The organism is Acidimicrobiales bacterium, from assembly GCA_035540975.1.
GTDB lineage: Bacteria > Actinomycetota > Acidimicrobiia > Acidimicrobiales.
The window spans coordinates 1-18,321 of record DATLFN010000113.1 but is presented as its reverse complement, the minus strand read 5'-3'; the positions used below and the strand labels follow the sequence as shown (position 1 = coordinate 18,321).

General features: G+C 73.8%; 12 protein-coding genes and 1 pseudogene. 6 read left to right on the top strand and 7 right to left on the bottom strand.

The window, feature by feature from the left end:
- The 5 genes from VM242_11775 to VM242_11755 all read left to right on the top strand — a co-directional run.
- A partial coding sequence (locus tag VM242_11775; GenBank protein HVM05841.1) for a HAMP domain-containing protein occupies positions 1 to 4,606 on the top strand: 4,606 nt, incomplete at its 5' end.
- Entirely contained in the window at positions 4,591 to 5,439 is an 849-nt protein-coding gene (locus tag VM242_11770; GenBank protein HVM05840.1) for a protein-glutamate O-methyltransferase CheR, read from the top strand. The genes VM242_11775 and VM242_11770, both read left to right, overlap by 16 nt.
- Positions 5,439 to 6,038: a chemotaxis protein CheB gene (locus VM242_11765; protein ID HVM05839.1), complete on the top strand. Its 600-nt coding sequence runs from the start codon at positions 5,439 to 5,441 to the stop codon at positions 6,036 to 6,038. Before VM242_11770 ends, VM242_11765 begins: the two co-directional genes overlap by 1 nt.
- Positions 6,035 to 7,168: an ATP-binding protein gene (locus tag VM242_11760; GenBank protein HVM05838.1), complete on the top strand. Its 1,134-nt coding sequence runs from the start codon at positions 6,035 to 6,037 to the stop codon at positions 7,166 to 7,168. Before VM242_11765 ends, VM242_11760 begins: the two co-directional genes overlap by 4 nt.
- Positions 7,165 to 8,859, top strand: coding sequence for a SpoIIE family protein phosphatase (locus VM242_11755; protein ID HVM05837.1), 1,695 nt, complete (start codon positions 7,165 to 7,167; stop codon positions 8,857 to 8,859). Before VM242_11760 ends, VM242_11755 begins: the two co-directional genes overlap by 4 nt.
- Positions 8,860 to 9,111: 252 nt before the next feature.
- Here VM242_11755 and VM242_11750 read toward each other — a convergent pair whose 3' ends face one another.
- A complete protein-coding gene (locus tag VM242_11750; GenBank protein ID HVM05836.1) occupies positions 9,112 to 11,223 on the bottom strand; it encodes an acyltransferase family protein in 2,112 nt (703 codons plus the stop codon).
- Between the two features lie 101 nt (positions 11,224 to 11,324).
- Here VM242_11750 and VM242_11745 point away from each other — a divergent pair, with 101 nt between their 5' ends.
- Positions 11,325 to 12,041 carry an alanyl-tRNA editing protein gene (locus VM242_11745; protein ID HVM05835.1) on the top strand — a complete coding sequence of 239 codons (717 nt, stop codon included), beginning with the start codon at positions 11,325 to 11,327 and terminating at the stop codon, positions 12,039 to 12,041.
- Positions 12,042 to 12,045: 4 nt separating this feature from the next.
- On the opposite strand, the gene lgt is transcribed toward VM242_11745, so the two are convergent.
- From lgt to VM242_11715, 6 genes and pseudogenes are all read right to left on the bottom strand, one after another.
- Positions 12,046 to 12,936: a prolipoprotein diacylglyceryl transferase gene (gene lgt, locus VM242_11740; protein HVM05834.1), complete on the bottom strand. Its 891-nt coding sequence runs from the start codon at positions 12,934 to 12,936 to the stop codon at positions 12,046 to 12,048.
- Between the two features lie 120 nt (positions 12,937 to 13,056).
- On the bottom strand, positions 13,057 to 13,710 hold the full coding sequence (locus VM242_11735) for a response regulator transcription factor (GenBank protein HVM05833.1): 654 nt from the start codon (positions 13,708 to 13,710) through the stop codon (positions 13,057 to 13,059).
- 93 nt (positions 13,711 to 13,803) lie between these two features.
- Positions 13,804 to 14,874, bottom strand: coding sequence for a sigma-70 family RNA polymerase sigma factor (locus tag VM242_11730; GenBank protein ID HVM05832.1), 1,071 nt, complete (start codon positions 14,872 to 14,874; stop codon positions 13,804 to 13,806).
- A gap of 251 nt (positions 14,875 to 15,125) precedes the next feature.
- Positions 15,126 to 16,625, bottom strand: a complete 1,500-nt coding sequence (locus tag VM242_11725; protein ID HVM05831.1) for a DUF3592 domain-containing protein — start codon at positions 16,623 to 16,625, stop codon at positions 15,126 to 15,128.
- Positions 16,622 to 17,167, bottom strand: a complete 546-nt coding sequence (locus VM242_11720; protein HVM05830.1) for a hypothetical protein — start codon at positions 17,165 to 17,167, stop codon at positions 16,622 to 16,624. Before VM242_11720 ends, VM242_11725 begins: the two co-directional genes overlap by 4 nt.
- A gap of 32 nt (positions 17,168 to 17,199) precedes the next feature.
- Positions 17,200 to 18,023 (bottom strand): annotated as a pseudogene (locus tag VM242_11715) (PAS domain S-box protein).
- Positions 18,024 to 18,321 lie beyond the last annotated feature (298 nt).

The window sequence follows — 18,321 nt, the reverse complement described above, 5'->3', positions numbered from 1 at the left end:
GCGGGGGGAGATCCTGGAGCTGAAGAACACCATCAACGTCATGGTCGACCAGCTGTCCTCGTTCGCCGACGAGGTGACCAGGGTGGCCCGCGAGGTGGGCACGGAGGGCAAGCTGGGCGGCCAGGCCGAGGTGCGGGGCGTGTCGGGGACCTGGAAGGACCTCACCGACAACGTCAACTACATGGCCTCCAACCTCACCGACCAGGTGCGCAACATCGCCCAGGTGACCACCGCCGTCGCCCGCGGCGACCTGACGCAGCACATCACGGTGGACGTGAAGGGCGAGATCGCCGAGCTGAAGAGCACGATCAATACCATGGTCGACCAGCTCTCGTCGTTCGCCGACGAGGTCACCCGCGTGGCCCGGGAGGTGGGCACCGAGGGCATGCTGGGCGGCCAGGCCGAGGTGGAGGGCGTCAGCGGCACGTGGCGCCAGCTGACCCAGTCCGTGAACTCCATGGCCGGGAACCTCACCACCCAGGTGCGCAACATCGCCCAGGTGGCCGCCGCCGTCGCCCGGGGCGACCTGTCGCAGAAGATCACGGTGGAGGCCAAGGGCGAGGTCGCCGCCCTGGCCGACACCATCAACTCCATGACCGACACCCTGTCGTCGTTCGCCGACGAGGTGACCCGGGTGGCCCGCGAGGTGGGCACCGAGGGCAAGCTGGGCGGCCAGGCCGAGGTGCCCAACGTGTCGGGCGTGTGGAAGGGCCTCACCGACAACGTCAACTTCATGGCGTCGAACCTGACCAACCAGGTGCGGAACATCGCCCAGGTGGCGACGGCGGTGGCCCGGGGCGACCTGACCCAGAAGATCACGGTGGACGTGCGGGGCGAGATCGCCGAGCTGAAGAACACGATCAACGTGATGGTGGACCAGCTGTCCTCGTTCGCCGACGAGGTGACGAGGGTGGCCCGCGAGGTGGGCACCGAGGGGAAGCTGGGCGGCCAGGCCCAGGTGCGCGGCGTGTCGGGGACCTGGAAGGGCCTCACCGACAACGTGAACTACATGGCGTCGAACCTCACCAGCCAGGTGCGGAACATCGCCCAGGTGACGACGGCCGTCGCCCGAGGTGACCTGTCGCAGAAGATCACGGTGGACGTCAAGGGCGAGATCCTGGAGCTGAAGAACACCATCAACACGATGGTGGACCAGCTCTCGTCGTTCGCCGACGAGGTCACCCGGGTGGCCCGCGACGTGGGCACCGAGGGGAAGCTGGGCGGCCAGGCCCGGGTGAAGGGCGTGTCGGGCACCTGGAAGGACCTCACCGACTCGGTGAACATCATGGCCGACTCGCTCACCGCCCAGGTGCGCGACATCGCCCAGGTCACCACCGCCGTCGCCAACGGCGACCTGTCCAAGAAGATCACCGTGGACGTGCGGGGCGAGATCCTGGAGCTCAAGAACACCATCAACACGATGGTCGACCAGCTGTCGTCGTTCGCCGCCGAGGTGACCCGGGTGGCCCGCGAGGTGGGCACCGAGGGAAGGCTGGGCGGCCAGGCCCGGGTGAAGGGCGTCTCGGGCACGTGGGGCGACCTCACCGAGAACGTGAACATCATGGCCGGCTCGCTCACCACCCAGGTGCGGGCCATCGCCGAGGTGGCCACCGCCGTCACCCAGGGCGACCTCACCCGGTCCGTGGCCGTGGAGGCCCAGGGCGAGGTGGCCGAGCTGAAGGACAACATCAACCAGATGATCGGCAACCTGGCCGAGACCACCCGGCGCAACGAGGAGCAGGACTGGCTCAAGACCAACCTGGCCCGCATCTCCGGCCTCATGCAGGGCCAGCGGGACCTCCAGGCGGTGTCCCGCCTCATCATGTCGGAGCTCACCCCGACCGTCTCCGCCCAGCACGGTGCCTTCTTCCTCACCGACGTCACCAGCGACCAGCAGTCCGAGCTGCGGCTGGTGGCGAGCTACGGCTACAAGGCCCGCAAGAACGTCCCCAACCGCTTCAAGGTGGGCGAGTCGCTGGTGGGCCAGGCCGCCCTGGAGCGGTCGACGATCCTCGTCACCGAGGCGCCGGTGGACTACGTGAAGGTCAGCTCGGGGCTCGGGGAGGCCGCCCCCGTGAACCTCATCGTGCTGCCCATCCTGTTCGAGGAGCAGGTCCTCGGCGTGATCGAGCTGGGCGCCCTGCGCCCCTTCACCGAGGTCAACCAGACGTTCCTCGAGCAGGTCATCGAGACCATCGGCGTCGTCCTGTCGACCATCATCGCCAACACCCGCACCGAGGAGCTGCTCACCGAGTCGCAGCGCCTGGCCCAGGAGCTGCAGTCCCAGCAGGAGGAGCTGCGCCGCTCCAACGTCGAGCTGGAGTCCCAGGCGGCGTCGCTCAAGGCGTCCGAGGAGCTGCTCCAGCAGCAGCAGGAGGAGCTCCAGCAGACCAACGAGGAGCTCCAGGAGAAGGCCCGCCTGCTGGCCGAGCAGAACCGCAGCATCGAGGTCAAGAACCGCGAGATCGAGATGGCCCGCCTCGGCCTGGAGGAGAAGGCCCAGCAGCTGGCCCTCAGCTCGAAGTACAAGTCGGAGTTCTTGGCCAACATGTCGCACGAGCTGCGCACGCCGCTGAACAGCCTGCTCATCCTGGCCAAGCTGCTGGCGGAGAACCCCGACGGCAACCTCAGCGACAAGCAGGTCGAGTTCTCCCGGACGATCCACACGGCGGGAGCGGACCTACTGGAGCTGATCAACGACATCCTCGACCTCTCCAAGGTCGAGGCCGGGAAGATGGACGTGGTGCTGGGCGACGTGAGCCTCCAGCACCTGTGCGCCACCGTCGAGCAGGGCTTCCGCCCGGTGGCCGACGAGAAGCAGCTGGAGTTCACGGTCGCGCTCGAGGAGGGGACGCCCGGCCGCGTCGTCACGGACGAGCAGCGCCTGCACCAGGTGCTGCGCAACCTCCTCTCCAACGCCTTCAAGTTCACCGAGGCGGGATCGGTGTCGCTCACCATCGGGCCGGCGCCCGACGACGTCCGGTTCTCCAACCCGGCGCTCGTCGAGGCACAGCGGGTCGTGGCCTTCCGGGTGGCCGACACCGGGATCGGCATCTCCGCCGACAAGTTGCGGCTGGTCTTCGAGGCGTTCCAGCAGGCCGACGGGACGACCAGCCGCCGCTACGGCGGTACCGGGCTGGGCCTGTCGATCAGCCGGGAGATCGCCCGCCTCCTCGGCGGCGAGATCCGGGCCGCCAGCACCGTGGACGAGGGAAGCGTCTTCACCCTGTACCTCCCGGAGATCTACACGGCGCCGCTCGGGCAGCCGTCGCAGGACCGGGACGACGACCGGGGCGGCGCCGGGACCGCCGCCGCCACCCTCTCCCGGCCCGCCCCCGGGCCGGCGCCCGCCGGACGCGAGCACCGGGCGCCGGATCCCGCCGGCTCGGCGGCCGAGGTCCCCGACGACCGGGGTTCGATCCTCGACGGCGACCGCGTGCTTCTCGTGGTGGAGGGCGAAGAGGGGCTGGGCCGCACGCTGGTCGACCTCGGCCGCGAGCGGGGCTTCAAGGTGGTGGTGGCGCCGCGCGGCAGCGCCGGCGTGGCGCTGGCGGCCGACATCCGCCCCGACGCCATCGTGGTGGACGCCGAGCTCCCCTACGCCGAGGGCGACTCCGTCCTCGCCCGGTTCAAGCGGGACCCCGACCTGCGCCACGTGCCCGTCCACGTGCTCGGCCCCGAGGACGCACGGTGGCGCACGCTGCGTTCGGGCGCTTTCGGGTACACGGCCAAGCCGGCCGGCGCCGAGGCGCTGGCCGACGCCATCGACCGGCTGGGCGCCCACCTGGAGGAGGGCCGCCGCCACCTCCTCGTCATCGAGGACGACGACACCGAGCGCCAGGCCGTCGTGGCCCTGCTCGGCGCCGGCCCCATGGTCGACGTCATCGCGGTGGCGTCGAGCGAGGAGGCGGAGGCCGTCCTGGAGCGCCAGAGGGTGGACTGCGTGGTCCTCGACCTGAAGCTGCCCAAGCTGGGCGGCTTCTCGTTGCTGGAGCGCATCAAGTCGGACGAGCGGTTCCGCACCGTGCCGGTGATCGTCTACACCGGCAAGGACCTCAGCCGCCGGGAGGAGACCCGCCTCTCCAAGTACGCCGAGAGCATCATCGTGAAGGACGCCCGGTCGCCCGAGCGGCTGCTGGAGGAGGCCACCCTGTTCCTCCACCAGCCCGGTGGGCAGCTGCCCGACGAGCAACGGCAGGTGCTGGAGCAGCTGCGGAACCACGCGTCGCTGCTCACCGGCAAGCGGGTGCTCATCGTCGACGACGACGTGCGCAACGTGTTCGCCCTCACCAGCGTGCTCGAGCGGCAGGGCATGACGGTGCTGTTCGCCGAGAACGGGAAGGACGGCATCGCCACGCTCAAGCAGCACCCCGACGTCGACCTGGTGCTGATGGACATCATGATGCCGGAGATGGACGGCTACGAGACGACCGCCGCCATCCGCCGGATCCCGCGGTTCCGGAAGCTGCCGATCATCGCCCTGACGGCCAAGGCCATGAAGGGCGACCGGGAGAAGAGCATCGCCGCCGGGGCGTCGGACTACATCACCAAGCCGGTGGACGTCGACCAGCTGCTCTCCCTCATCCGCGTGTGGCTGTACGCGTAGCGGGCGGCGTCCCCCGCAAGGACGTCGAGGAGCTGGAGCTCACCCTGCTGCTGGAGGCCATCGCCGTCCACTACGGGTACGACTTCCGCGGGTACGCCCGGGCGTCGATCAAGCGCCGCATGTGGCGTCGCATGCTCGAGGAGGGCCTGGCCACGATCTCCGGCCTCCAGGAGCGGGTCCTCCACGACCCCGGGTGCATGGACCGGCTGCTGCTCGACCTGTCCATCAACGTGACGTCCATGTTCCGCGACCCGAGCTTCTGGGCCGCGCTCCGCGACCGGATCGTGCCCATCCTGCGCACCTATCCGTACATCCGCGTCTGGAACCCGGGCTGCTCGACGGGCGAGGAGACCTACTCGCTCGCCATCCTCCTCCGCGAGGAGGGCCTGGAGAGCCGGGCCCGGATCTACGCCACCGACATCAACGCCACCGTGCTCGACCAGGCCCGCGAAGGGTCGTTCCCGCTCGAGCGGATGCGGGAGTTCACGGCCAACTATCTCGCCTTCCGCGGGCGGGCTTCGTTCTCGGACTACTACAAGGTCTACGGCGACCGGGCCCGCTTCGACCCCACGCTGGTGGAGAACTGCGTGTTCGCGCAGCACAATCTGGTGTCGGACGACTCGTTCAACGAGTTCAACCTGATCGTGTGCCGCAACGTGATGATCTACTTCGACAAGACGCTGCAGGACCGGGTCCACGACCTGTTCCACCGGAGCCTGTCGCGCTCGGGCGTCCTCGCCCTGGGTCACAAGGAGTCGATCCGGTTCACCTCGCACGCCGGCACCTACGAGGAGCTCGACGCCCAGGAGAAGCTGTACCAGAGGAGGCGGTGATGGCGCTGCGCCTCGCCGTCGTCGGCGGGTCGTGGGGCGGCCTCGACGCCCTGGGGCGGCTGCTCGGGGCGCTCGAACCGTCGGGGTTCGCCGTCGCCGCCGCCCTCCACCGGTCGGCCAGCGGGCCCGAGGGTGCCCTGGTCAGCTACCTCCGCTCCCGCTCGCGCCTGCCCGTCGCGGAGGCGGAGGACAAGCAGGCGATCGAGCCGGGCCACGCCTACCTGGCGCCCGCCGACTACCACCTGCTGGTGGAGCCCGGGCGCTTCGCCCTCTCCATCGACGCCCCCGTGCTGTTCAGCCGCCCGTCGATCGACGTGCTGTTCGAGTCGGCGGCCGACGCCTACGGCGACGAGGCGGCCGCGGTCGTCCTCACCGGCGCCAACGAGGACGGCACCGCCGGGCTGCGGGAGGTCAAGCGCCGGGGCGGCGTCGCCCTCGTGCAGGACCCGGCCACCGCCGTCCGGGGCGAGATGCCGCAGGCCGCCATCGCCACCGGCCTGGCCGACCACGTGCTCCCGGTCGAGGAGATCGCCGCCCGCCTCAACGGCCTGGCGGTGCCCGCCTCGGCGCCGGGCGGGGCACGACGAGGCACCCGATGACGGTGGGCGCCCCCGACCGGTCGGCGCTGCTGCTGGTGGACGACCGGCCCGGGAACCTCCTCGCCCTGGAGGCCGTCCTGGCGCCCCTCGGGCGGCGGATGCTCCGGGCCCGTTCGGGCGAGGAGGCGTTGCGCCACCTGCTCACCGACGACGTGGCGGTCATCGTGCTGGACGTCCAGATGCCCGGCCTCGACGGGTTCGAGACGGCGGAGGAGATCAAGCAGCGCGAACGGACGGCGGACATCCCGATCATCTTCCTCACCGCCATCAGCCAGGACCTCGCCCACCGCCTCCGGGGCTACGGCGCCGGTGCGGTGGACTACATCTTCAAGCCCGTCGAGCCCGAGGTCCTGCGCGCCAAGGTCGGCGTGTTCCTCGAGCTCCACCTGAAGACCCGCCAGCTGCGGGAGCAGGCCGAGCAGCTGGCCCGCAAGTCGGCCGACCTCGAGCGCTCCAACCGGGACCTCGAGCAGTTCGCGTACATCGCGTCGCACGACCTCCAGGACCCGCTGCGGGTGGTCGCCGGGTTCGTGGAGCTGCTGCGCGACCGGGTGGCGGGCGGCGACGACCCCGAGGCCACCGAGTGGATGGACCTGGTGACCGCCACCGTGGGGCGGATGTCGGCGCTGCTGTCGGACCTGCTCGCCTACGCCCGGGCCGGCGCCGACGGCTCCAAGCCCGAGCCGATCGACCTCGACGCCGCCCTCGCCACCGCCCTCGACAACCTGGGGCCGGCGATCGAGGAGGCCGGGGCGGCCATGCGCTGCTCCGCCCTGGGGATGGCCGAGGGCCGGCCCGCGGAGGTCGTCCAGGTGCTCCAGAACGTGGTCGCCAACGCCGTCAAGTTCCGGCGGGCCGACGTCGCCCCGTCGGTCGAGATCGCCTCCTCGAGGACGGGAGCCACCGTCACGGTCAGCGTGCGCGACAACGGGCGGGGCATCGCCCCGGGCGACGCCGAGCGGGCGTTCCAGGTCTTCGAGCGCCTCGACGGCGAGCCGTACCCGGGAACCGGTCTCGGCCTGGCGGTGTGCCGGAAGCTCATGGAGCGGTCCGGGCAGCGCATCTGGGTGGAGCCGAACGAGGGGCCGGGCGTCACCGTGCGGTTCACCCTGCCGACGGCGCCGGCGTGACCGGCCCGGGCTACGGCGACGTGCCGGCGGCCATCCTCCTGGTGGACGACCACCCGGAGAACCTCGTCGCCCTCGAGGCCGTGCTGGCGCCGCTCGGGAGCACCCTCCTGCGGGCCGGGTCGGGCGAGGAGGCGCTCAAGCACCTCCTCGTCCACGACGTGGCGCTCATCGTCCTCGACGTCCAGATGCCGGGGATGGACGGCTTCGAGACGGCCGCCCGCATCAAGGAGCGCGAGCGGACGGCGGAGATCCCGATCATCTTCCTCACCGCGTACAGCACCGAGACGGCGTCGGCCGTGCAGGGCTTCTCGTCGGGAGCCGTCGACTACGTCACCAAGCCGTTCGACCCCGGGCTCCTGCGGGCCAAGGTCGAGGTGTTCGTGGAGCTGCACCAGAAGACCGTCCAGCTGCGCCGCCAGGCCGAGCTGCTGGCCCACCGCCTCGACCAGCGCTTCGAGACCGAGGCCCACCGGCTGCGCAAGCTGGCGGACGCGGCCGTGGTCATCAACTCGACGCTGTCGCTCCGGGAGATCCTGCGGGTGATCAACGACAGCGCCCGAGAGGTGATCGGCGCCCACTGCGCGGAGACGGCCATCACCGCGGCCCGCGACGCCCACGGCGCCGAGCGCTCCCGGTCCGTGTCGTCGAAGTACGCCGGGCGGGCGGAGGCGGGCGGCACCGATCGCCTCTCGGAGTTGTACCGGGTGGTCTGGGAGCGCAACGAGCCCGTGCGGATGACCAAACGTGAGATCGCCGAGGCCTTCTCGTCGCTCGGAGTGGGCGTCGTCGAGGCCGGCCACCCCATGCTGGAGGGGTGGCTGGCCGTTCCCCTCACCGGGCGCACGGGCCGGACCCTGGGCCTGATCCAGGTGGCCGACAAGGTGGACGGCGATTTCACCGAGGGCGACGAGGTCGTGCTCGTCCAGCTGGCCCAGCTGGCGGCCGTCGCCATCGAGAACGCCGAGCGCTACGAGCAGGAGCACCGGATCGCCGAGACGCTCCAGCGGGGGCTGCTCCCCGACAAGCTCCCGTCGGTCCGCGGCCTCGCCCTCGACCCCGCCTACCTGCCCGGAAGCACCGGCATGCAGGTGGGCGGCGACTGGTACGACGTGTTCGTCCTCGACGACGACCGCGTCGCCCTGGCCGTGGGCGACGTCATCGGTCGGGGGACCCGGGCCGCTGCGCTCATGGGCCAGCTGCGGACCGCCATGCGCGCCTATGCCGTGCTGGGCCTGGGGCCCACGGACCTGATGACCAGCCTCGACCGCCTCCTGCAGGGCATGAGCTCTTCGTCCATGGCCACGGCGATATACGTGGTGCTCGACCTCGAGACCCGCGTCCTCGAGGCGGTGAGCGCCGGCCACCCGCCGGCGCTCCTGGCGACGCCGTCGGCGCCGGCCCGCTACCTCGACCTCGACCCCAACGTGCCCCTCGGCGTCCTCTCCTCGCCGTCCTACCAGTCGACCAAGGTCGAGCTCGACCCGGGGTCCCTGCTGGTGTTCTTCACCGACGGGCTGGTCGAGACGTCCACCCTTCCGCTCCAGTTAGGCCTCGACCGGCTGGCGTCGGTCGTGCAGGACCTCGTCACCGCCGGGGCGGGAGTGAGCGGCCTGTGCGGGCGCATCATCGAAGCCATGGTCCCCGAGCCGTCGCAGGACGACATCGCCCTCCTCGCCGCCCGGGTCGAGTGAGGCGCAGGGTACGGGCGGCGCCGGGCGAGACACCCCTCAGCCGGGGGCGGGCCACGACGGCGGCCGGGGCGGTCCTGCGGTGATCCGCGCCCGAGCCGCTTCCACTCCCGGGCCGTCGTGAGACCGCAGCCGTTCCGGCGGCAGGAAGGGGCGCTATCCGCCCTGATCTGCCGCCGGAGCGGCCCAGCTTCTGCGGCGGCTCCCGCGGGCGTACGCCGGTGGACAGTCCACGCCGATCGTCCGGGGCGAAGGTCAGGCGCCGGGCACCGGCGCCGCCAAGGTGGCGGGCGGCACCGTCGACGTAGCCGGGGCGGCGGGCGGGGGCGCGGTGGTGGCCGGAACGGCGGCCGCCGGAGCGGGCGGCGTGGGCGCCGGTGCCGCGGGCGGCGCCGGTGCCGGTGGCGGCGGGACCGAGGCGACGAGGAGATCGGCGTAGGCGTTGGCGCCGGGACCGGACATGGTTCGGAAGTGGGTGCCGTCGCTCTGGAACCACTCGCGATGGCCCTCGCTGGCGGCGTACCAGTCCACCAGCCTCACGCGCGGGTGGCGGGCGGGGGCCTCGGCGAGGAGCTGGTTGACCGATGCCGCCCACGCCGTGTGGGCCCGCACGTTGACGAGCAGGACGGGCACGGCGGCGGGCGCCTCGGCCACCACCGCGTCGATGTCGGCCGGAGTGACCGGCCCGTTGGTGCCGAGGTGGACGACCACGACGGACCCCAGCGTCCCGGCCTCGCGCATGGCTCGGACGACGCCGGCGGCGTCCCGGAACTGGCGGTTCATCACCGCGTCGATGAAGGCGGTCGGCCCGAGCCGGTCCCGCAGGGCGCCGGCCGCGCTCACCATGATCGAGTCGCCGACGGCCGTGACGGTGGGCGCCGGCGCCGGCTGGGGGGCGGCGGCCGCGGGCGCCGGCGCGGGCGCGGTCGCCGGTGCCGGCTGCGGTTCCGGCGCGGTGGCGGGCGGCGGGGCGTCCGTCGACGGCGGCGCCGTGGGAGGCGGCAGGGTCGTGGTGGGAGCGGCCGTGGTGGGAGGCACCGTCTCGGGGACGGTGGGCGCCGGCACCGGGGGGCGCTGGGCGGCGAGCACCTGCTGGCCGGCCCGCAGGGTCTCGGCCAGGGGGTCGGTGCGGGGCAGGTGCAGGAACAGCCCGAACACACCGCCGGCGGCGACGGCGGCCGCCACCCAGCCGACGGGGCCCGATCGGCGCCGGACCGGATCGGGAACGGGCCCAGTCCGGCTGGCGGCGAGCATCGGACGCTCGATCAGCCCGTAGGACACCGCGCCCAGCACCAGGGCGACCGCCAGCGACACCGCGCCGGCGACGGCGGGGTGCCAGTCCACGTCGATGCCCGGGCGCAGGAGGGCGACCGCCGGCCAGTGCCACAGGTAGATGCCGTAGGAACGCCGGCCCAGCCAGCGCAGCCGCCGGTTCCCGAGCACCGCCGCCACCGGGCCGGGTCGCAGGGCGGCGGCGATGACGGCGGCCGTGGCCGCCTGGGTGGTGAGGAAGGCCAGCGGATAGGAGAAGCGCCCCTGGTCGCCGGCCGCCAGGTAGAGCGCCAGCAGGGCGGCCAGGCCCACGGCGCCCACGACGGCGATGCGGGCGCGGCGCGGCGGCGGGACGTCGGGGGCCCGCCGGCGCTGCTGGTGGAGGAGGGCGAGCAGCACCCCGGCGAGCAGCGCCCCGAGGCGGGCGTCGGTGCCGTAGTAGGCCCGCGACGGGTCGGCGCTGCGGTAGAGCTGGGCCATGGCGCCGGCCGAGAGCACGACGCCCGCCAGCAGGGCCCGGGCCGCCACGGCACGACGACGGCGCGCCACCCACGCCACCACGAACGGGCACAGCACGTAGAACTGGAGCTCGACGGCGACGGACCACAGGTGGCGGACCAGCGAGGGCCGGCCCTGGCGGTCGAAGTAGGAGGCCTGGTCGGCGATCAGGTGCCAGTTCGTGAGACCGAGGACGGACGACACCAGGTCGCCGCCCAGGCGGTGGGCGTCGTCGGGGGCGACCACCGGGCCGGCGACCAGGAGGACCGCCACGAGCACGCCGAGGGCGGGCGCCATGCGCCGGGCCCGGCGGCGGAAGTAGGCCATGGCGTCGATGGCACCGGTACGGGCGTGCTCGTCGAGCAGCAGGGTCGCGAGCAGGTAGCCCGAGAGCACGAAGAACGTCTCCACCCCGAGGAACCCGCCGGGGGCGGCGTTGGGGGCCAGGTGGTACGCCAGCACGGCGAGCAGGGCCACGCCCCGGAGGCCGTCCAGGGGCGCGACGCGGCGGCGGGGCACCGCCGGCGCCACGGGCGCCCCGGGCTCGGGCGCGCCGGCGCCGGTTGGGGAAGTGTGTGACAGAACCGCCGTCGACACCGGCTCAAGCGTAAGAGACGCGGTGCGGACGGGGGAAATGGGAACGCCCGCTTCCTCGCACGCGACGTCGGCACCGCGGTCGCGCGGGGCATCATCGGGCCATGGCCACCGAGCTGCTCTACCTCCGCGACGCCGCCTTGCGGGTGTTCGAAGCCACCGTCGTGGCAACCGGCGACGACGGCGTCGCCCTCGACCGCACCGCGTTCTACGTCACCGGCGGCGGCCAGCCCCACGACACCGGCGTCCTGCGGTGGGACGGCGGCGCGGCGCCCGTGGTGGACGTGCGCAAGCGGGGGGACGTGGCCTGGCACACCCTCGACGGCCCCGTGCCGGCCGTCGGCACGAGGCTGCACGGCGAGCTCGACTGGGACCGCCGGCACGCCCTGATGCGGACCCACACCGCCCTGCACGTGCTGTGCGGGGTCATCTGGAACCGGTGGGGCAAGGCCGTCACGGGAGGCGACATGCAACCGCTGGCCGCCCGCATGGACTTCGAGTTCGACCCCCTGCCCGAGGGCTTCGCCGCCGAGGTGGAGCAGCTGGTTAACGCCGAGCTCGCCGCCGGCCGGCCCGTGGAGGTGTCGTTCCTTCCCCGGGGGGAGGCGATCGGCGACGCCGACCTCATCCGAACCAAGGTGAACCTGGTCCCCGATTCGGTGACCGAGATCCGGGTGGTCGACATCGTCGGCCTCGACAAGCAGGCCGACGGCGGGACCCACGTCGACCGCACCGACGAGGTCGGCCGGGTAAGGGTGGTCAAGACGGAGTCGAAAGGCAGGGGCAACAAGCGCATCCGCATCGAGGTGCTGGACGCCTGAGCGCTCAGCGGTCGCCGTCGTCGGGCTCCCGAGCTGCGGCGGCGGCGGGCTCCGGGGTTGCGCCGGCCCCTTCGGAGGCGGGTTTACGGGCCCGCACCAGGAACACGGCGACGGCGGCCGCCAGGGTGACCAGGCTGGTCCAGATGTTGATCCGCAGGCCGAGGAGCCGGCTGGCCGGGTCGATGCGGAGGGCCTCGACCCACAGCCGCCCCAGGGCGTACCCGCCCACGTAGAGGACGAACAGCTGGCCCCGCCGCAGCCGCCCGGTGCGGCCCAGCCGAACGAGGAGGGCGGCGAGCGCCAGGTTCCAAACCGCCTCGTACAGGAACGTCGGGTGGTACGTGGCGATGTCCTTCATGCCCGCCGGGCGGTGCTCGGGGTCGATGCGGACGGCCCACGGCAGGTCGGTGGCGCGCCCGTACAGCTCCTGGTTGAACCAGTTCCCGAGCCGGCCCACGGCCTGGGCGACGGGTATGGCAGGGGCGGCGGCGTCGAGGAGCGCGGGCACGTCGAGCCCGCGCCGCCGCGCCACCACCACGCCGACCACGACGCCCGCCAGCAGTCCGCCCGGTATGCCGAGGCCGCCCTCCCACACCTTGAACACCCGCCACCAGTCGCCCTGGAACCGCCGGTAGTCGGTGGCGACGTGGTAGAGGCGGGCGCCGACCAGGCCGGCGGGGACGGCCCACCCGGCGACGGAGGCCACCGCGTCGGCCTCGCCGCCGAGCCGGCCGAAGCGCCGCTGGGCGATCCACACGGCGAGCACCACGCCGGCGGCGATGGCCAGCCCGTAGGCCCGCAGCTGGAGCGGGCCGACCCCGATGCTCGGTCCGGACGGGCTGGGGATGGAGGCGACCAGCCGCGCCGCCACGCCGCCGGCGGCCAGCCCCGTCATCGGGCCGAACCTACTCGGCAGCCCGGCCGTCCCGGTGGCACGGCGGAGCACGCCCCCGTCGAGCAGCCCACGACGGCCCTCGGGGCGGGCGAGCCCGGTGCCCGAGCGGGGCCTCGGGGGTCAGGACACCCAGTCGCGCCGCATGGCCTCCGCCACCGCGGCTGACCGGTCGTTCACGCCGAGCTTGCGGTAGAGCCGGTTGAGGTGGCTCTTGACCGTCGCCTCCGAGAGGTACAGCCGGGCCGCCACCTCCTTCGACGTCGCGCCGTCGACCAGGTGGCGCAGGATCTCGCTCTCACGAGGCGACGGCACCGTGTCGGATTCCTCGGCCCGCGCTCGCACCGCCTCCACCAGGCACTGCTCCGCGGCCGGCGAGAAGGCGGTCCCGCCACAGCCCACCCGGCCGAGAGCGTCGAGGACGGCCTCACCCGGCTCCTGCTTCACCAGGAACCCGTGCGCGCCCACCGCCACCGCCGAGTGGACGACGTCGGGGTCGACGACGCCGGCGAGGACCACGACCCTGGTCGCCGGGCTCGCCTCCATCACGCTCTGGAGGAGGTCGACGCCTCGCTTGGCGGCCAGGAAGTACCCGACCAGGGCGACGTCGGGCCGGACCGCGGTACACACCTCGACCGTCGACGGCCCGTCCGACGCGGTGCCCACCACGGTGAACCGGGCGTCCGCCTCCAGCCGCCGGCACAGGGCCTCGACGTACAGCGGGTAGTCGTCGGCCACCACGACGGTGATGGGGATACCGTCTCCGCTGCTCCGCATCGTCCTCCCGTTGCACCGCCGCCGCCGGCAGCGCCCCTCCGGGAGCCGTCGGCCTCGGGGACCTCGCCCTTTCCGGCGGGATCGCGGCCTACGTTAGGGCTGCGGCGTCGCTCCTGCCACCGCGCAGGGGACGTCGAGCACTCCTGCGTCGATCACCGACGGGACCACCGACGCCACGACGGGAGCCAGGACGCTGTCGAGCACCGGCTGGGCGGCGTCCACGACGACCGGCTCGGGCACCGGGACGCGCCCGCACGCCAGGTCGACGGCGAGGGCGGTCGGGACGACCGCCGGCGCCGGTCCCCCGTCACCGGCCGCCGCCCCGGCGGGGACCGCCGTGGGCTCCGGTTCCGGGACCGTCGTCGCCGCGTCCTGCTCGGCCTCTCCTGCCCCCGGCGACCCGGTGGCCGTCGTGCCCACGGGCGCCGCCGGGTTCCCAGCGGAGACAGGGCCCGAGAGGAGCGGCGGCGGCGCGTCGTTCCCGGGCAGGGTGGCCGCGGCCGTCACCGACCCGGCCGCCACGGCGGCGGCGAGCGACGCCGCCCGCCAGTGCCGGGCCAGCCACGCCCACACCAGGCCGACGGCGGCGGCGGCCCCCACCACGCCCGGCCGAACCGAGCCGCCCTCGGCTCCGGCCGACGCGAGCTGAGCTCGCAGGCCGGTGCGCGCCCGCCGGATCAGGCTCTCGGCGGCGTCCTCGGTCAGGCCCAGCCGGCTGGCCACGACGGCGACGGGGGGGACGCCGTCGGAGGCCAGGACCGAGGCCAGCGCCGCCCGCTGGCGGTCGGGCAGGCCCCGCACGCCGTGCAGGACGTCGGAGTACAGCTGAGCTCCCTCGTGGCGCTCGTCGGCTCGGCACGGGGTGGGACGGTCGAGCCTCGTCTCCTCCACGGGGACGGCCCGGCGCCGGCGCACCTCGTCGACGGCCAGGTTGTGGGCGACGCGGCGGACCCACGCGCCGACCACCACCTCACCGGGCTGGCGCAGCCGGATGACGAGGCGGACGAACACCTCCTGGACGAGGTCGTTCTCCTCCTGGGAACGGCCGACCACCCGCCGGATCGCAGACCGCACGTCGCGGTCGTGGACGGCGGCCAGGTCGGCGATGGCTGAGTTGGAGAGGCCTCGGCCCTCGAGGGGCGACGGGAACGTCGGCTGCGTCATCGTCTTCGTCCTTTTGCGCGGAACGCCCCTTGTGTCGGTCGACGGGCCGCCCGGCTCGAGCAGAAAGCGCCGTTCGGGCCGGTCGATGGCCGATCGGATGTCGTCCGCCCGGCGGCGGCCGCGATCGGGCCGCCGGTGGAGGTGCCACGCGCCTCGAGCCGGCGCCGGAAGGCCCCGAGGTGCCGGAGTCGCCGGCCGGCCGGCCGGACTCATCGCCGTCCCGGCCCGTCGGCGTTCGGGCCGCCGCGTGGCTATCGCCGCCAGCGGCCCCACGTCCTGGTGTAGGAGCCGGCGTTGGTGGCGGGAAGGACCACGGGCAGCGCCCGTCCCCCGGCCCCCCACACGGCGACCGGTGCGCCCGGCTCGGGGTGGCCGGCCACCACGACGGGCACCGGCTCGCCGCCGGGCCCCGACAGCCGCCGGCGGAGCATCACCCCGCACACCACTCCGCCGTCGAGGTCGCTGACGACGATCTCGCCGCTGCGCTCGCCGACCCGGGCGAGGGCCGCCCACCACGGCCCTTCGGCGGCCACCGCCCGGTTGCGACGCCACGACCGCCACCGGGTGGCCACCAGCCCGGCGGCGGCGAACGCCGGGAGTGCGACCCACGCGACAGGCTCCACGGCATCGTAGGGCTCGGCGTCCAGGCGGGCGCGTGCCGGGTCGTCGGGGTCCAGGCGAAGCGGGTACCGGGTCCCCTTCGGGTAGTCGCCGGCGAAGTCGGCCGGCGCCCGGGTGACCCGCGTGGCGCCGTCGTCCTCGTACCGCAGCACGACGGTGTCGTCCGCCCCCTCGTGGGCCACCACCTCGCCGACCACGGGCCGGCCCTGCGTCGCCACGACCTGCGCGTCGGCGCGGTTCACCAGCGTCGTCACCACGGTGATCGCCAGGACCGCCACGCAGGCGGCCAGCGCCGCCAGCTCCGGCCCGAGAGCGGGGACCACGCCGGACGGGCGCCTCGGCGCCGGGCGCTCCCCCGCCGCCAGCCGGTCGGCCGGGCGGACGGGGCCGGCGGGGCGGGGGTGGACCGCACGGCGCGACGCCCGGCCGGCGGGCCACAGGATCGTCTCGCCGCTGCGGGCCACCACCCGCCCGAGAGGACGCGGGAAGCCCTTCGCCTGCACCCCGAAGACGTGGTCGGCGAGGCGGGCGCCGCCCGTGGTGAGCACCGGGACCGTGCAGACCGGCAGCGCGTGCTCCGGGGCGTCCAGCGGATAGAGGTGGAGGTCGCAGCGGAACCGGCGTCCGGGCGAGGGCGTGACGGCGCCGGCCATCGCGAAGCCGGGAGACAGCGCCGCCGCCAGCCGTTCGCTCCGCCACACCCCGTACCGGCGGGTCAGCGCCGGCAGGGTGGTGCCCGCCAGCCACGCCAGGTAGACGGCGGCGTTGGTGTGCCACGGCATCACGTCGCCGGCCGCCGAGGCCGCCAGCGGGTCGTCGCGGTCGGCCACGAGACGGATGGTCCCGCCGGGCGCCGGGGCCAGGTCGGCGTCCCAGACGTAGACCTCGGCGGTGACCTCCTGCTCGGTCACCGGGTGGGTGTAGCGGACCTCCAGGGCTCCGCCGGTCGTCTCCTCGACGACCCGGCCGTCGACCGCCACCTCGTCGGGCCGGTCGACCCGCTCGGGTCGGGACGCGGGCAGGTCCTCGGTGACGAAGGACCACCCGAACAGCGCCAGCGCGGCGACGGGCAGCCACAGTGCGGTGTTTCGGTGGCGGGCGACGGCCGGTGGCCGCTCCCGCCTGGTCACTGCCGGGCGGGCACCTCGGGTGCGGCGGACGGCTCGTCGGCCGTGGTGGTCGACCGCTCGGACGCGGCGGCGGGCGCCTGGACCACCGGCTCGGCGGCGGGCGCCGTGTCACGAACCAGGCGGTGGTCCCAGCGGACCAGGGGCACCTGGCGCATGGCGAGCCACCCGCTGAGGACGAGGGCGACGAGGAACGCGCCGGCGATGAAGCCACCCCGGACGGGCGAGTGGGCGGCGTCGATCAGCCCGATGACCCCGCCGAGCGCCGCGCAGGCGACGGTGAGCAGCGGCGCGCCGGCCCAGCCCCGGACCAGGCCGACGGCGGACGTGACCACGCCGAGGATCGCGATCCCGGCCAGGGTCTGGACCCACGCCCGGTGCTCCGGGCACAGGGCGTCGGTGAACATGAAGACGGAGAACACGACGCCGAGCGTGGCGGCGGCCGCCGTCCACACCGCGGCCGACGGGGCGGGCGGCGGGCGACCCGGCCCCTCCTGGTCCGTCCATGCGAGCACCTGCGTCGAGCGCCATTCGGGCCGAGCCATCTTGCCCACTCCTCACGTCCGGTTGCCTGCCGTCAAGCGTACCGGGCGGGGGCGGTCCTTCGGCGCCGGGTCCCCCTCCGCCGCTGCCTCCCGTCACGCCGGGCCGCCCGGGACATCGTCCTCGTGGACGAGACCTCGAGCACCCGCGCCTGGTGGTTGAGCAGTGACTCCGCCCGCTTGGGCAGGGTGATGTCCCGGGCGACGACGGACGCGCCCACGACCCGGCCGGACTCATCGGGCATGGGGGCGATGGTCAACGCCACCTGGACCGACGTGCCGTCGGGGCGGGGCCGACTCGTCTCGTAGTGTCGATCCGCTCGCCCCTGACGACGCGCTCCAGGGCCCTCGCCACGTCGGCCGCCCAGTCGGCGGGCAGCACCTCCCACATGTTGCGGCCCACGGCCCGCTCAGCGGGAAGGTGGTAGAGCTGCTCGGCGGCGGGGTTCCAGTGGGTGATCTCCCCGTCGACGGAGTAGCCGGTGAGAGCGTCTCCCGACGAGGCCACGATCACCGCGGCGTGGCGCACCGAACCGGCGTCACCCGGCCCGACGGAGTGGAACAGCCGCAACACGCCCGGCCGATCGCCGGCCCGCTCTGCGGTGGCGGCGGCGAGCCAGACCAGGCATCGCACCGCCATCACGCCGCCTCCGCCCGTGCGGAGCCGCTGGCGTGCCTGGTAGGGCCCGATCTCACCGTCCAGCAGCCGGCGAAGCAGGCTCTCGTCCTCGGCTGCATCCCGGGGATCGAGCAGGTCGCCGATCCCGCCCTGGAGCAGCTCGGCCTCGTCGCGGCCGACCGCCGTGCACAGGTGGTGGTTCACTCCGAGGAGCACGCCCGACGGGTCGCTGAGGGCCATGGGCGTCGGGATGGCGCCCATCAGGCCCCAGGCCGGGTTGTCCGGCGATGGAGTGCCGCCCACCCTGCGCCGCCTCCTTCCGCACGGCACCCACGAAGACCCGTGCCGCTCTGTCTGAATAGACCGTTAAGTCTACCTGTATCTGTCAGGGACCGTTTCGGTGCGTGCCGGCGGCGGCGGTCGGCGCCCGATCGCCGGCCAGGGCACCCTGCCCTTCAGGCCGTGCTCAGGGCTAGTGCCGCGTCAGGCAACCTTGGCCTTGCAGATCCACCACCGTGGAGTCGCGATGGCGCACGCT